The organism is Pseudomonas sp. CC120222-01a, from assembly GCF_003097235.1.
In the GTDB taxonomy this organism is placed as follows: Bacteria; Pseudomonadota; Gammaproteobacteria; order Pseudomonadales; family Pseudomonadaceae; genus Aquipseudomonas.
Genome location: NZ_QEQQ01000005.1, coordinates 261,832 through 276,579, shown reverse-complemented (window position 1 = coordinate 276,579; position 14,748 = coordinate 261,832). Strand labels below are relative to the sequence as shown.

The following is a 14,748-nucleotide window of genomic DNA, read 5'->3' as shown; positions in this document are numbered from 1 at the left end:
AACGCGGACAATGTGGGAGCGGGCTTGCCCGCGAAGAGGCCGACACCGATATCAAAGGGGGCGGAGTAGCCCGAAGCGCTTGCGCAATGCCCAGTCGAGCAAGCGCGTAGGCAGCAACCGGGCCATCAATGGCAACGCCGTGCTGCCATTGCCCAATCGCACCACCGCCGGCACCGGTGACTTGCCTACCGCCGCCAACACCCCTTGGGCAAATACCGCCGCCGACGTCGGCTTGTCCTGCGACGCCCGTGCCCGCGCCTGCACATGCTCGCGCAGCGGCCACCACGCCGAGTCCGCCGCCAACACCTGATCGGCCTGGCGCTGGGCATTGCTGGCGAACTGCGAGGCAATCGCCCCCGGCTGCACTTCCATCACCTGGATCCCGAACGGCGCCAGCTCCAGGCGCAGGGCATCGCTCAAGGCATGTACGGCAGCCTTGGATGCGCAGTAGGCCCCGGCGAATGGCGTGACCAGGACGCCCGAGACACTGCCGATATTCACCACCAACCCGCGTGCGCGACGCAGCAGCGGGAACAGGGCGCGGGTGACCCCGACCACGGCGAAGACATTGGTTTCGAACTGCTGGCGCAGGGCATCGACGCCGCCATCGAGCAGCGGTCCCATCGCGCCGTAGCCGGCGTTGTTGATCAGGATGTCGAGGGTTTCGAGTTCCTCGGCCAGACGGGCCAGGCCCTCGCTGTCGTTCACATCCAGTTGCCGGGCGCTGAAGCCGGCGGCGTTCAGGCGCTCGACATCCTCAGCTTTGCGGGCGGTGGCCCAGACGTGGTGGCCGGCATCGCGGAAGGCGTCGGCCAGGGCGCGGCCGATGCCGCTGGAACAACCGGTGATCAGGACGGTGGGCATGGTTGGGGGGCCTGTTGGCAGGTGGGGTTTGTTTAACCTGTGCCGGCCTCTTCGCGGGCAAGCCCGCTCCCACGGGTACAGCGTTATCCCTGTGGGAGCGGGCTTGCCCGCGAAAGGGCCGGAACAGGCGCTGGACTAGTTGGCAAATGTACCTTGCAGATGCTCTGCACGGAATTCCAATGTCTGTGGGCGGTACCCCGAGCGTAGTGGTGGCAGAGGCAAGCAATCTTTCCACTCGGCACCCGGCTGCAATTCACCCGGCCCACGGTAGCGCGGTGCGTTGTAGGTGTTTTCCGCCAGGTTCACGGTATCGCCCGGTGCATACGCCGCCACACGCCAGCGCAGTTCGGTCAGGGGCACCTGGTTGCCGTTCTTCATGCGCACTTGCAGCGCTCGGTCGGCAGGGCAGTGTTCGGGAGCATAGGTAAGGCGCAGTTCCAGGCGTGCCAGTTGCGAGGCTTCGCGGCTGTCCTGCCAGATGACGAACATTGCCACGAGGCCGAGGCCACAGATGGCGGCGAGGGTGATCGGCAAGGCCTTGGCCGGGTAGCGCAACAGCAGCACCAGCCAGGTGAGGATAAGAAAGGCACCGATGATCATGGGGCAGGCAGACCTTGGTTGCGCAGGTCTGACCATCGTAGCGCCAAATCAGGCCGGCCTCAAAAGGAAGGGGCCGCATTGGCGGCCCCTTGGGTATTGCTTACTGCGCGATGGTCTTCACCGACACGCCACGCTCGACCGGCGTGGACGTACGCCCATACACATCCTCGAAGCGTTCGATGTCGTCCTCGCCCAGGTAGCTGCCGGACTGCACCTCGATGATCTCCAGCGGGATCTTGCCCGGGTTGCGCAGGCGGTGGATCGAGGCGATCGGGATGTAGGTCGACTGGTTCTCGGTGAGCAGGAACACGTTCTCGTCACAGGTCACCTCGGCGGTGCCGGACACCACGATCCAGTGCTCGGCGCGGTGGTGGTGCATCTGCAGCGACAGGCTGGCGCCCGGCTTGACGGTGATGTGCTTGACCTGGAAGCGGCCGCCCATGTCCACCGAGTCGTACGAGCCCCACGGGCGATACACTTCCAGGTGGTTCTGGGTTTCGCTGCGGCCCTGCTCGTCGAGGGTCTTGACCATCTGCTTGACGCCCTGGACCTTGTCCTTGTGGGCAATCATCATCGCGTCCTTGGTCTCGACCACGACGATGTTCTCCAGGCCGATCACCGACACCAGCTTGCCGTTGCCGTGGATCATGCAGTTGCGGCTGTCCTGCACCACCACGTCGCCCTTGGTGACGTTGCCGTCGGCGTCCTTGTCGTGCACTTCCCACAGCGACGACCAGCAACCGACATCGCTCCAGCCGGCCGACATCGGCACCACGCAGGCGCGCTGGGTCTTTTCCATCACCGCGTAGTCGATGGAGTTGTCCGGGCAGCATTCGAAGGTGGCTTCGTCGATGCTCAGCACATCGCCGTCCTCATCGCTGCGCTCCAGGGCCAGCACGCAGGTGTCGTAGATGTCTGCATCGTGCTTCTTCAGTTCTTCGAGGAAGCGGCTGGCGCGGAACAGGAACATGCCGCTGTTCCAGAAGTAGCCACCGGCGGCGACGAACTCGGCAGCGCGCTTCTCGTCAGGCTTCTCGACGAACTGGGCGACCCGGGCCACGCCTTCGGGCAGCAGCGCGTCCTGGCTGGAACGGATGTAGCCGTAGCCGGTTTCCGGCTTGGTGGCCGGCACGCCGAACAGCACCATCTCGCCGCGCTCGGCAGCCACGGTGGCCAGGGCCAGGGCACGTTGCAGGGCCTTCTGGTCGTCGATCACGTGGTCGGCGGGCAGCACCAGCATCAGGTCGTCACGGCCTTCGTTGACCAGCTTCATGGCGGTCATCGCCACTGCTGGCGCGGTGTTGCGCCCGAACGGCTCCATCAGGATGCCCTGGGTTTCCAGTTTCAGGGCAGCGAGCTGCTCCTGGACGATGAACTTGTGGTCCTTGTTGCAGACCACGATCGGGGTGTCCATGCCCTCGAAGCGCAGGCGCGAGAGGGTCTGCTGGAACAGCGTGTGTTCACCGGTCAGCGCCAGGAACTGCTTGGGGAACTGCTTGCGCGACAGAGGCCACAGACGGGAACCGCTACCACCAGAAAGAATTACCGGGATCATCATGTTTCTCCAATAGTCGTTATGAGGCAGGGGGATCAGTTGCTAGCCACGGGGCGAGTTACCCACACCGGCGACAAGTTGCTGCCGGAACCCGTTACGTACAGCACGGCCGCTTCGCCACGCTCCAGGGCGACCGGTTTCAGGTCGCTGACTTTCTTGTTGCCTTCGAACAAGGCCAGGTTGACCTTGACCGGATTGATCTCACGCTCGCCACGGCCCTTGGTGGCCACCGACGGCACCACTTCGGTCTTGCCGTCGGCGGTCTTCAGGGTCACCGCCTGGTCGCTGAGGTTCTGCACGCGCACCAGGGCTTTCTGCTTGTTCTTGAACGGGGGTTCTTCGATCAGCTGCGGGCTGCCGCTGGTGCTGTTGACCAGGGTGTAGTACTTGTCCGCAGCCAGCTTCACCGGCACGCTCTTGCCGCCGACCTGGGCGGTGTAGTCACCGCCTGGCAGGAAGCTGAAGTCGCTGCTGGCCTGGGCGCCAACCTGCTTGATCTGGGTGTTGCCGACGCTGGCCGCAGCCGGGGCGCTGGTGGCGTTGTACAGGCGCACGAAGGTCGAGCCCTTCGGTGCGCTCGGGCCGTACAGCGCGGCATCGGCACCGGCGAAGGCCTGCATGGAAGCAAGGGAAAGGCCGGCCGCGAGGGTGAGGGCTTTGGCAATGGAAGTCTTGGTAGTCATGTGCATTTCCTCTCTATCGATCAGTGATTCGTCCGGGTGGACGACAAGGCCAGGTTTTCTTCGGATTGACGGGCGTTCTTCAGCTGCGCGATCCACTTCGGATCAAAGCTGCTGAGGTCGTTGGTCATGGGCAGGTAACGTTCGGGGAATTCCCACACCACCACTTGTGGCGCGGCGTTCTTGAAGGCATCGCTCTGCAGGTACTTGAGCATCGGCAGCAGCGGGCCGTGACCGTCTTCGGCGTAGTTGGCGACGTCGCTGTGCAGCGCTTGCTGCAACGCACCGAGGAAGTTCCAGTGCGGGTTGGCGCTGTAGCTGGTGCCCACCAGGGCGACCGGGATCTGGCTGTCGGCGAACAGGGCGTCGCCGCCATCTCCTTGGGGCGCGACTGGACGAGTGCTGCGTTGCTGCAGGTTGTCCGGGGTCGGCAGCAGGTTGCTGAACAGCGGGTCCAGCGGCAGGAAGTTGGTCAGGTCGCCCTTGTACGGGGCGGTGCTGCCGGCTTCGGTGATGAAAGTCTGTGGGTCGCCGTTGAGCAGGTTCTGGCGGCTGACCGCTTCGGCCAGTGCCTGCGCCGCCACTTCGGCACCCATCGGCGTCCAGTGGGTGTCGGTGCGCAGGAACACCTGGCCGCGGGCCTTGGCCTGTTCCAGCGCGGCCATCAGGTCGGGGGCGAACACGTTGGCCTGGCGCGCCTGGGCATGGAACTGGTTGTACAGGTCGTCATGCAGGCTGGCCGGTTGCTCCTTGCCGATGTACTCGGAATATACCCGCGCCTTGGCCGGGATGATCGCCAGCACCAACTGGCTGCCGTGCTTCTGCAAGGTGTCGCGCACGCCACGGATCAGTGCCAGGTTGTCCTGCATCAGCTGCTCGGCGCCGGCAGTGGGCTTGAATTCTTCATCGCTGAACAACCATTGGTCGCGGCCCAGCACCACGCCCGGGCGGCCTTCGTTGAACAGCTTGAAGTCCAGTGCGGCCCAGAGGTTGGTGCCCAGGCGCTTGATCGGGAACTGGTCGTCGTAGTGGGTTTCGGCGGCCTTGGCCAGCTTGCCGTTGAGCAGGGTCATCTGCTCGGTGCGATGGAAGCTCTCGAAGCCGCCGGTGGACCAGGCGCCCATGCCCACCAGCAGGCCGAGGAACGACAGGGAATAGGTGACGCGTAATGTCCGGGTCATGTCATCCACCTCAGAACTGGAAGTACAGGAACGGCGAGTAGCTCTGCGCCGAAAGCTTGAGGATCGAGGCCACGAACAGCAGCAGGATCAGGGCGCGGGTCATCACCCGGGTCCAGTCCAGGCCGATCGAGCCGTCGGCGTTGACCTGCACCGGGGTGGCGTTCGCCGTCGGTTTCGCGTTGCGGTAGAAGTCGCGCAGGCCGAAGAACGCCAGGGTGAGGTAGGCGATCACCAGGGTCGCTACCTGCAGGCCGGTGAGCTGGGCGCGGTTGAGTTCCGACAGCTGCCACTCGCCGAAGCTGAACATGGCGCCATACATGCGGGCGGCCACATGCAGGTTCTCGGCGCGGAAGATCACCCAGCCGACCACCACCAGCAGGAAGGTGAAGGCCCACTTGACCGGGTTGAAGCGCTGCGGGTTGGTGTCGATGCCCAGCGCCCGCTCGATCGCCAGCCACATGCCGTGCCAGGCGCCCCAGATGATGTAGGTGAAGTTGGCACCGTGCCACAGGCCGCCCAGCAGCATGGTCAGGAACAGGTTGCGGTAGGTGTTGAAGGTGCCTTTGCGGTTACCGCCCAGGGTGATGTACAGGTAGTCGCGCAGCCAGGTCGACAGGCTGATGTGCCAGCGCCGCCAGAACTCGGTGATCGACTGGCTGATGTACGGTTGCTTGAAGTTCTCCATGAAGCGGAAGCCCATCATCAGGCCCAGGCCGATGGCCATGTCGCTGTAGCCGCTGAAGTCGAAGTACAGCTGCGCGGTGTAGGCCAGGGCGCCCAGCCAGGCGTCACCGGTAGTCGGGTTCTGCAGGGCGAAGCAATGGTCGGCGACCACCGCCAGGGTGTCGGCGATGAACACCTTCTTGATGAAGCCCTGCATGAAGCGGGTGCAGCCTTCGGAGAACTTGTCCAGGGTATGGGTGCGGTTGTTGAACTGGTCGACCAGGTCCTTGAAGCGCAGCACCGGGCCGGCGATCAGGTGCGGGAAGATCGCCACGAACGCTGCGAAGTCGATCAGGTTGCGGGTGGCCGGGGTGTCGCCGCGGTACACGTCGATGATGTAGCTGATCGACTCGAAGATGTAGAACGAGATACCGATCGGCAGCAGCACGTGGGTAAGGATGAACGGCTCCAGGCCGAACGAGGTGATGATCGCGTTGAGGCTGTCGACGCCGAAGTTGGCGTACTTGAAGTAGCCGAGGATCGTCAGGTCCACGCCGACGCCCAGCAGCAGCCAACGCTGGGCCGGCTTGGTGCGCACGCCAGCGGCGCCGACTTTCAGGCCGATCCAGTAGTTCCACAGGGTCACGCCGGCGAACAGTGCGAGGAAGTCGACCCGCCACCAGGCATAGAAGATGTAGCTGGCGACCAGCAGCAGCAGGTTGCGATAGCGTTGCCCGCTCAAGTAGTACAGGCCGAGGAATATCGGCAAGAACAGGAACAGGAACACGTTGGACGAGAAGACCATCCCGGTTCTCCTTTTTGTTCACAGCATCCAGGGCAAAGCGCCCCCCAAACCCCCCAGTGCAAAACCGGAAGGTCACCTAGGTCCCTGTGGGAGCGGGTATGCCCGCTCCCACAGGTTCCAACCCCACATGGGGTTCAATTCATTTCTTGCTCTCTGCACTCGGGTCGTAGACCCGGGTCATGTCGCCGCCGAGCCTGAAGCTGTTGAACGGCTGCATGTGCTGCTTGCGCTGCAGGGTGTCGCCAACGCAGTGATAGAGCGCACACCAGGGCTCGAGCCAGGAGTACTTGCTGTCGACCTTGAGATCGGTCAGGTCCTGCTTCTCACCTGCGCGCTCCTTGAAGTGGCTTGGGTCGCGGGCACCGGCCAACACGCCTTCGCCCAGACGTTGCAGGGCGAAGTTGTTCTCGGCGCGCAGGTCGACGCCGTTGACCTGGGCGAAGCTGGCGATCATCGCCAGCGGCGGCAAGGCATAGTTGTGATAGGCCAGGGCGCGCTGCTTGCGCTTGATTTCGTTGGGCAGGAAGCCCTGATCGTCTACCTGGTTGGCGCCGATCTTGTATTCCTTCACGGCCCAGTCGAACAGGTCGCGGCGGTCGGTGGCCACGGCGGTGGCCATCACCGACCAGGCCGCCCAGTAGCTGTGGTTGTTGATCTTCTCCAGCGGCAGGTCGCTCCAGTCGCGCACGGTCTGCTCGGCGAGGCGGGCGAACCACTTCTCGATCAGCTCGGCCTCGGCCTGGTGCGCGGCCAGCGGCTGCGAGTTGGAGAACTTCAGGCGCAGCCACGACCCACTCATGCTGCCCAGCGCCCATTTGCGCATGGACTTGCCGGTGTGGTTGTAGTCGGTGGACAGCAGCGCCCCCGCACGTGCCCAGCTACCGAGCCAAGCCAGGGTGCAGTCGAGCTGTGCCGGGCGGCCGTCACGCATGTACTGGCCGACCATCTTGCTCACGCCCTTCTCGAGCGTGGTGATGTCTTCGGTGGACTTGCGGAAGGCTTTTTCCGAGGCGACGTTGAGCGTCGCCCGGGCCTTGTCCGAGCCTTCGTACTTGCTGCGGAACTGCAACGCCCCGGTGTACGGCTTGGGAGCCGGCTCGCAGCGGAAGTTGCCGTCACCGGTCTTCAGCTTCTCGATGCCCTCGTAGTAACCCTGCGGGGGCACCAGTGCGGCATGGGCGGCACCGCCGAACAGGGCGAGGGTGAGCAGGGCGGGGCTGAAGATTCGCTTGAGCATGGTCATGATCGCCTCACTGTCCGGCCTGCGCAGTCTGCGCGGGCACGGCGAAGTTGTTGCGTTTGCAGAGCTTGGCCTCGACTTTCTGGGTACCGCTTTCCGGCCCCTGGACCTCGAAGGCCAACAGGTTCTGGCTGGCCCAGTCCTCGTCTTCGCGCATCTGGAAGACGAAGCGGCCGTCGGTGTCGGAGGTTTCCGGTTTTTCCAGCTTGATGTCCTCGTGGCGACCATTCAGGTACCACAGGGTGGCCTGCAGCACCTTCACCGAAGGGTCTTCGAACTTGATGTCCATCTGCAGGTTGCGGTTGACCAGGTCCTTGATCACGCCGCCCTTGCCGTTGACCATCAGCTCGTTCTTGCCAGGCTTGAGCGTGGTGCTGGCGCTCATCAGCGCCGGGCGCGCATCGCAGCCGTCGTCGAGCAGGCCGAGGATCTGCCGCCAGATGGTTTCCTGGTCCAGGCGGTACAGCGGCGAGAATTCCCAGATGAGGATCTTCGGCGGGTTCTTCTGGAATTCTTCGCTGCCCAGGTACTGGATCATCGAGCCTTCGAGGCCGCCACCGGGGAAGGCGACGTTGAGCACGTCGGCGCCGATGTACTGTTCGAGGAAGCCGCTGAAGTTGTAGTTCTTGCCACTGTGACTGGTACCGACCAGGGTGATCTGGGCGTTGCCGCTGTCACCGAACAGGTCGTCGCCGCCACCGGTCGAGCCTTTCGGCTCGGTGGCGAACTGGTCCATGTACTGCACCGCGTAGCTGGTGCCGCAGAGCTGGCCGGCGACGTTGTGCAGGGTGCCGGTCTTGCCCATGCGCCCGGACTTGTGGGTTTCGAATTCCTTGCGCGGGATGCCTTCGAAGGCCGGCATCTTGTGCACGGTGTCGGCCACGATTTTCGCCGCGCGCTCGGCGCCGTAGGGCGTCCAGTGCTGGTCACCGCGGAAGTAGAAATCCTTGCCCTGGTCGGCAGCGGCCAGCTGCTCGTTGGTCAGCGGAGACAGGTCGGGCACGTTGTAGCCCATGCTGGCGAAGCGCTTGAGCATGGCCTGGTAGTTGCCCAGCGCCTTCTGGTAGTCGAAGGCGGCTTTCTCTTCGGGCTTGAGCATGTTGCGGTTCACCAGGCCACGGGTCGGCTGGTAGACCACGACCAGTTCCACACCGCGCTTCTTGAACGCATCGTGCACCTGCTGCAGGCGCTTGTAGCCGGCCGGTGTGGTATTGAACTCGGTGCGCAGGTCTTCGCGGGTCCGGAACAGCCAGTCGCCCTGGGCCTGCACCAGCGTGGTGAAGTTCTGCTGGTAGCGGGTGGTGTAGCGGCTGGCGTCATGCGCCTCGGGGCACAGCTGGCAGCAAGGCTCGGCGGTGAAGGTCGGGGCCTTCACTTCGTCGGCGCGCACGCCCTGGCTGATGGCCAGGAGGGCGGCGGACAGGCCCAGCAGTTTCATCAGGTGTGGAGTCATGGTCTGGGCTTCCTTAATCGATCATTTCGGTCTGGCGTTCGACCGGGTCGATCAGCACGGCCTTCTGCTGGCGCACCAGCAGGTCGAGGATTTCGTCCTGGCGCTCGCCGAGCACGCCATTCAGGCTGATGCCATTGGCCTTGCGCGGGGCGAGCATGGACACCTTGTACAGCTCGACCGACAGCGGCGAGTCGATCGACAGCGGGCCGGAGCCGTTGGCCGACAGTTCGCCGCCGACCACGATCAGCGACACTTTGGTGTCGAACGGGTCGAGGGCGATGTCGCGGTCGGTGTCGGACAGGTCCTTGATGTGCCCGTACACGCCAACCAGGCCGTTGGCCATGGCGATGTTTTCGTACAGGCGGATGTTCACGCTGTTGCGCACGCGGATGCCGTGGCGACGGTTGTTGATCAGCTTGTTGCCCCAGATCAGGTTGTCACCGCTCTCGTACAAGGTGATGCCGTCGGTGTGGTTGCGGTAGATCTCGTTGTAGGCCACCAGGTTGTTGACGCTGTTACGGTCGATCACCACGCCCGAGAGCTTGTTGTCGTAGCTCTTGTTGTTGATGATCCAGCTGTCGTTGACCTCACGCGAGACGATGATGCCGTGCTTCTTCTTGGTGCCGTACACGGTGTTGCCGGCGATGATCAGGCGGTGCGAACGGTCGTGCGGGTCGATGCCGTAGACGATGTTGTCGTGGTAGGTGTTGTCCTTGACCACGAAGTCGGAGGTCTCGTAGCAGTAGAAGCCGTACCACATGTCGCTGAAGGTCGAGCCGATGATCCAGCCGGTCGGCTCCGGGCGGCCCATGCGCTGGGACATGTTTGGTGTGTACTGCGAAATGCTCACGCCGTACGACTTGGACTTGGCATAGCCGAAGCTGGCCATCTTGGTGTTGACGATATAGGTCTCGGTACCGCCCCACGACAGCAGGAACGGGCGGAATTCCTTGGGCGAGCGGAAGGTCGCCGGGCCGTTGTCCTTCTCGCGCCAGCCAGTCACCTGGGTGTCGGTGACGAACAGCTTGCCGTCGTTGACCAGGAACGAGCCGCCTTCCTGGGACAGGCGCAGTTGCTTGACCTTGCCGTCGATCTCGAGAATGCCCTTCTGCCCGACCACGATCGGCAGGCGCGCCAGGTACACGCCTGGTTCGACTTCGCTGAGGTACTGCTTGGGCACCTTCTTGCTCAGCTCGACCAGGTCGACATGGCCGTCATCGATGAAGATCGCCTGGGGAATGCCGTGCTGGCGCTGCACCCACTCGGCGGCCTTGTTGTCGCCGCCGACGAATTCCTTGAGGGTGTCCTCCTGGAACATGCGGCGGATGCTGACCTTGCCCTTGTGACGGCGGTCGATCTTCTTCTGCACCGCTGCGGCGGTGTAGCCGGACAGGTCGGGCAGTTTCGGCGGGTCCATCTGCAGCGGCTCGATCGGAGCGCTGGCCACGGTGTAGGTCTTGGCCTGCTGCAGCTCCTTGGCGATCACCTGGGGCTCTGCGGCGACAGCCAGGCCGCTGGCCAGCAGCAAAGCGCTGGCCAGGAGGCTGTGACGGATGTGCGGGTGAAGGTTCATCAGGGGTCTCCCGGCCTCAGAAGCGCCAGATCACGTCGACGAAGGCGCGGTGCATGTACGAGTCCGCTTCCTTGCCGTAGGCATCGCCCGGCTTGAACACACCGGCACGCAGGCGCACCAGAGCGGAAGGCTCGTCGATCGCCTGGCTCATCGAAGCCGGCAGCAGGCCTTGCTTGAAGTACTTGGTGACGACCACGTCCATTTCCTGGCCGAGGTCTTTCTCGCCGTCGACCAGCTGGCGGTTCACGCCGTTGTCGTCGACCACCGCGTTGATGCCGCTGGAACCGATGTTCTGGTTGCCGTCGACACGCCAGAACTTGTGGTAGATGAGGCTGGCGTCGTAGTCGTCGCGCAGCTGCCAGGAGGCGAACAGGGTGGCCGCCTGCAGGTTGCCCAGCTCGCCGCGGAAGGCTTCGCCGAAGCGGTGTACGCGCGAGCGGGTGCCGGTGAAGTTGGAGCGGTTGCTCTCAAGGCCGGTCTGCTCGAAGTTGTTCGAACCGTCGTCGCCACCGCCGCCGCTGCCGCGGGCGTAGGCCGCACCGACTTGCCATTGCGGGTCCAGGCGCAGGCGGATGCCGAGGTCGGTGGCCCAGGCATTGACGTTGCCGCTCTGCTTGCCGGTGGCCACGGTCTGGTCGCCGACGGTCTGGCTGCTGAGGGTGTCGCGGTCGCCGGTCAGCCAGGTGACACTGCCCCAGTAGTTGACGGTGTGGTCGTTGCGCCAGTTGTAGGCGTCGCTGTTGGCTTCCAGGCCCAGCCAGGTGAGGTCGCCGGTGCGGGTCTTGTCCAGCGCGTCGACGGTCTCGCCGGGGTTCTTCAGGCTGCCGCTGTCATGGGTGTGATGGGCGCGTACACCGACCCAGTGGCCAGGGGTCCACTGCGTGGCGACGTTGCCGTAGATGTGCGTGCGGTCCTTGTCTTCCGGGGCCAGCTCGGTAAGGTCGGTGCGGTATTCGCTGAAGCGCTGGGCCACGCCCAGGTCGGCCTTGAGCAAGGTGGTGTCGAAGGTCCAGTTCAGCGCTTCGATGTTGGTGTCGCGCCACATGCCGTCGTCGCTGCGCAGGCGCTGGCGGCCGAGGCGCAGTTGCTCGCCCGGGTAGGCGGTGAGGCCGCTGTAGCCGACCCAGAACTCGCGCATGGCCAGGTAGCTCTTGTCGGGCTTGCGGCTGTCGTCGCCAGTGTCGGTGGTGGTGCCGTCGTCGTTCTGGCGCAGGGTATCGGTTTCGATGGTGTCGGTGGCCGCAACCGCCTGGCCCATGGCGTAGGCGCTCCAGTTGCCGCGCTCGCCGTAGACCCACGGGCGCAGGTCGAGGCCAAGGCCGTTGACGTCGCCGCCGGAGCGAGTGCCGAGGTCACGGTCGTCTTCCGACTGGCCGGTGATTTTCACATCCAGGCCGAAGTTCTTCTGGGCGGTCATGTCCGCCAGGGTCGGGCAGGACCACAGCAGGGCGAAGCTCAGGCCGATGCCGGCTTTCACGAAGGGATTGAGCGTCATAGCGAGTCCTCACCGTCTACTTCTTTTTCGTCGTCTTGCAGGGCTTCGAGGGCCAGGGTGCTGTTGGCGCCCTGAACCATGCTGCCGCGGGCCTGTTTCTCCTGCGCCAGCAGGCTCTGCGCCTGGCTGCGCTGGTCAGGCGTGAGTTGCTGGTCGAGCTGCTGCAGCAGTTCGCTGGACTGTGGCGTCGGGTTGACCTGGGCCAGCTGGGCGAATACCCAGGCGTTGCCCGGTTGCGGGCGGATGCCATGGCCTTCGCTGAATAGCTGGGCGAGGGCGTAGTCGGCGCTGTTCTGGCCGCCACGGGCGGCGGTCAGCAGGTTGTCCACAGCCTTCTGCGGCTCGACCTTGCCCAGGTAGCCGCGGCGGTACAGCTGGCCGAGGTAGTAATGGGCGCTGACTTCGCCGGCATCCGCGGCGGCCTGCAGGTGCTGCTCGGCCTTGACCGCATCGGCGGGCAAGGTCTTGCCCTCGTAGTACAGGCGGCCCAGCAGCAGTTCGGCGCGTGGCTGTTCAGCCTCGCGGCCCTTGTCGATGTAGGCCATCAGCTGGTCGGTGTCGCCCAGCTCGGGGAAGTCGTACAGCAGCTGCGCAAGGCTGACCCAGGATGCCGGGTTGGCCGGGGCGACCTGTTCGAGCAGCTCCTTGGCGGTTTTCTCATCGGTCTGGCCGAGGCTGCGGTCAGCCAGCACGCGGGCGACACTGTCGACCCGGGTGGCCGGCACTGCGCCACGGGCATAGGCGGATTTCAGCTGGCCGAGCAGGGCGGCCTGTTGATCGGCCTGGCCGCGCTTCTGGTACACGGTGGCCAGCTCGACGTAGCAGATGTCGGTGGTGTTCAGCGCGGCCTTGCAGATTTTTTCGACGTCGCCCAGGTGCTGGTCGTAGGTGCCCTGGGTGCGGTACAGCAGCACCTGGGCGAGGCCCGCTTCCGTGTTGCCGGCGGCGCGCCACTGGTCGATCTGCTGCTGTGCGTTGACCTTGGGGAAGCTCTGCGGGTAGGTCAGGTAGAGCATCGCCAGCGGGATCAGGGTATTGCCTTCACCTTGCTTGGCGGCGAGCTTGAGCAGGGTTTCGGCTTCCTCGCGCTCGGCCTGGGTGCTGTCGGGCTTGGCTACCAGCAAGCGGCCGAGGCGGGCCTGGGCACGCGGCGATGTGGCGGCCGCAGCGCGGTAGGTGGCCTCGGCTTCCTTGATTTTCGCCGGGTCACGGGTAGAGACCTTGATGTCGGCCAGGCCCACTTGCGCGTCGCTGTAGCCCAGGTCGGCCAGGGCCTTGTAGTTGCGCTCGGCCAGCGCGGTGTCGCCGCGCTTGAGGGCTTCGTTGGCCAGGCGCTGGTCGGGCAAGCCCGCACAGCCGGCCAGGGCGACCGCCGCAGCCAGGGCACAGAGGCCCAGGCTTGCGCTTTTCTTATGGGGAATCATCACGGGATCCTCTTACAGACCGCGGGCCACGGCTTTGTCGATCAGCCAGTTCAGCGAAGGGCCACGGTCGCTGTTGACCGCGGCCGGGCGGCCGGCGAGTTCGGCCGGCATGGCGCTGTCGGGCTTGATCTGCACGCGGATGTCGGAGGCCAGGTCATCGCTGTTGAGGCTGGCGCTGCTGACGATCTGGCCGGTGCGCACGTCGTCTTCGCCAGCCACCTGGAAGTTGACCCGGGTACCTGGCTTGACCTCGTCGAACTGGCGGTAGCTGAAGCGTGCCTCGACCATCGGGGTGGTGGTGCGCGGTACCAGCTGGAAGATCGGCTGGCCTTTGGCGGCGTACTGGCCGTCGTCCACCAGCTGGCGGGCGACCACGCAATCGCAAGGGCTGGTGAGGGTGCCAGAGAGCTGCTTGCCGAACAGTTCCTCGATCTTCGCCGGCTCCAGCTGCGAGTCGTCCAGGTTGCCCTTGAGCATGTCCAGCATGCTGGTGGTGAAGCTGGCCAGCGGCGCGCCCTTGACGATCTGCCCACCGGTTTCGGCCAGGCTGTTGACGGTACCGTCGCGCGGCATGGTGACGGTGGTGGTCGGCACGGCGACCACGCCGGCTTCGGCATGGCTGACGAAGTACATGCCGTACAGCGACTTGGCGACGAAGCCGAACGCGGCCACGCCGACCACGAACACGCCGAGGGTGACGGTCACCGCCTTCAGGCGGCCGAAGGCGGACAGGCCGGAGCCGCCGTCCTTTTGCTTGCGGGCCTTGGTGAAGTTGTCGCGCTGCAGGGTGCTGAGCACGTCGCCGACGGTGATCAGCTCACCCGACAGGTGGGTGGTGATGATGTGGCGCAGGGTGGCGATGTCGCGGGGCTCGAGGTTCTGGAACTGCGCGCCGGTACGGCCGCTGCCGCTGTTGTAACCGCGCACCTGGAACTCGATGTCCATCGACAGGCCGAGGTTGTCGACCGTGAACTGCAGGCGACCGCGCAGCACTTCACCGACCGACAGTGGCTGTTTGGTGTGGAAGCTCAGGCCACCGGCGGAGAGGTCGTCGACCTTCACATCGTGGGCCTGGCGCTCTTTGTCGAGGAAGCGCAGCTTGGCAGGGATGCGCACCCGGGCGTGTTGGCGCTGGGCTTCGGACTCATGCACGACGTTGACGTTCACGGCGGTATTCATCTGGGTTTGTTCCTGTTAGTTCCGATCCGGGTTGGG

Annotated in this window: 12 protein-coding genes; all 12 read right to left on the bottom strand. The window is 64.8% G+C overall.

Going from position 1 to position 14,748, the window contains the following annotated elements:
* Positions 1–51 precede the first annotated feature (51 nt).
* Positions 52–864 carry an SDR family oxidoreductase gene (locus tag N430_RS09735; protein WP_110635658.1) on the bottom strand — a complete coding sequence of 271 codons (813 nt, stop codon included), beginning with the start codon at positions 862–864 and terminating at the stop codon, positions 52–54.
* Positions 865–999: 135 nt separating this feature from the next.
* Positions 1,000–1,464 carry a multidrug transporter gene (locus tag N430_RS09730; RefSeq protein WP_110635661.1) on the bottom strand — a complete coding sequence of 155 codons (465 nt, stop codon included), beginning with the start codon at positions 1,462–1,464 and terminating at the stop codon, positions 1,000–1,002.
* A 100-nt stretch (positions 1,465–1,564) separates the two neighbouring features.
* Entirely contained in the window at positions 1,565–3,019 is a 1,455-nt protein-coding gene (locus N430_RS09725) for a mannose-1-phosphate guanylyltransferase/mannose-6-phosphate isomerase (protein ID WP_110635664.1), read from the bottom strand.
* A 35-nt stretch (positions 3,020–3,054) separates the two neighbouring features.
* Entirely contained in the window at positions 3,055–3,702 is a 648-nt protein-coding gene (locus N430_RS09720) for an alginate O-acetyltransferase AlgF (RefSeq protein ID WP_110635667.1), read from the bottom strand.
* 20 nt (positions 3,703–3,722) lie between these two features.
* A complete protein-coding gene (locus N430_RS09715; RefSeq protein WP_110635670.1) occupies positions 3,723–4,880 on the bottom strand; it encodes an alginate O-acetyltransferase in 1,158 nt (385 codons plus the stop codon).
* Between the two features lie 10 nt (positions 4,881–4,890).
* The gene (locus N430_RS09710; protein WP_110635673.1) at positions 4,891–6,348 is read right to left on the bottom strand and encodes an MBOAT family protein; all 1,458 of its coding nucleotides are present in this window, start codon (positions 6,346–6,348) and stop codon (positions 4,891–4,893) included.
* A 139-nt stretch (positions 6,349–6,487) separates the two neighbouring features.
* A complete protein-coding gene (locus N430_RS09705; protein WP_110635676.1) occupies positions 6,488–7,591 on the bottom strand; it encodes a mannuronate-specific alginate lyase in 1,104 nt (367 codons plus the stop codon).
* Between the two features lie 7 nt (positions 7,592–7,598).
* On the bottom strand, positions 7,599–9,041 hold the full coding sequence (locus N430_RS09700) for an alginate O-acetyltransferase (RefSeq protein WP_110635679.1): 1,443 nt from the start codon (positions 9,039–9,041) through the stop codon (positions 7,599–7,601).
* A 13-nt stretch (positions 9,042–9,054) separates the two neighbouring features.
* Positions 9,055–10,614 (bottom strand): mannuronan 5-epimerase AlgG, encoded by a 1,560-nt coding sequence (gene algG / locus N430_RS09695; RefSeq protein WP_110635682.1) that lies wholly within the window; start codon positions 10,612–10,614, stop codon positions 9,055–9,057.
* Positions 10,615–10,630: 16 nt separating this feature from the next.
* On the bottom strand, positions 10,631–12,109 hold the full coding sequence (locus tag N430_RS09690) for an alginate export family protein (protein WP_110635685.1): 1,479 nt from the start codon (positions 12,107–12,109) through the stop codon (positions 10,631–10,633).
* Positions 12,106–13,533: an alginate biosynthesis TPR repeat lipoprotein AlgK gene (gene algK / locus N430_RS09685; protein WP_110635688.1), complete on the bottom strand. Its 1,428-nt coding sequence runs from the start codon at positions 13,531–13,533 to the stop codon at positions 12,106–12,108. The genes N430_RS09690 and algK overlap by 4 nt, the downstream gene beginning before the upstream one ends.
* A gap of 12 nt (positions 13,534–13,545) precedes the next feature.
* A complete protein-coding gene (locus N430_RS09680; protein ID WP_110635691.1) occupies positions 13,546–14,712 on the bottom strand; it encodes an alginate biosynthesis protein Alg44 in 1,167 nt (388 codons plus the stop codon).
* Between the last annotated feature and the right edge of the window lie 36 nt (positions 14,713–14,748).

Bases quoted from the DNA above. Each gene is read 5' to 3' on its own strand.
- N430_RS09725 (WP_110635664.1), bottom strand. From the start codon at position 3,019: ATGATCCCGGTAATTCTTTCTGGTGGTAGCGGTTCCCGTCTGTGGCCT.
- N430_RS09690 (WP_110635685.1), bottom strand. From the start codon at position 12,109: ATGACGCTCAATCCCTTCGTGAAAGCCGGCATCGGCCTGAGCTTCGCC.
- N430_RS09705 (WP_110635676.1), bottom strand. From the start codon at position 7,591: ATGACCATGCTCAAGCGAATCTTCAGCCCCGCCCTGCTCACCCTCGCC.
- N430_RS09710 (WP_110635673.1), bottom strand. From the start codon at position 6,348: ATGGTCTTCTCGTCCAACGTGTTCCTGTTCCTGTTCTTGCCGATATTC.
- N430_RS09715 (WP_110635670.1), bottom strand. From the start codon at position 4,880: ATGACCCGGACATTACGCGTCACCTATTCCCTGTCGTTCCTCGGCCTG.
- N430_RS09730 (WP_110635661.1), bottom strand. From the start codon at position 1,464: ATGATCATCGGTGCCTTTCTTATCCTCACCTGGCTGGTGCTGCTGTTG.
- N430_RS09680 (WP_110635691.1), bottom strand. From the start codon at position 14,712: ATGAATACCGCCGTGAACGTCAACGTCGTGCATGAGTCCGAAGCCCAG.
- N430_RS09735 (WP_110635658.1), bottom strand. From the start codon at position 864: ATGCCCACCGTCCTGATCACCGGTTGTTCCAGCGGCATCGGCCGCGCC.
- algK (WP_110635688.1), bottom strand. From the start codon at position 13,533: ATGATTCCCCATAAGAAAAGCGCAAGCCTGGGCCTCTGTGCCCTGGCT.
- algG (WP_110635682.1), bottom strand. From the start codon at position 10,614: ATGAACCTTCACCCGCACATCCGTCACAGCCTCCTGGCCAGCGCTTTG.
- N430_RS09700 (WP_110635679.1), bottom strand. From the start codon at position 9,041: ATGACTCCACACCTGATGAAACTGCTGGGCCTGTCCGCCGCCCTCCTG.
- N430_RS09720 (WP_110635667.1), bottom strand. From the start codon at position 3,702: ATGACTACCAAGACTTCCATTGCCAAAGCCCTCACCCTCGCGGCCGGC.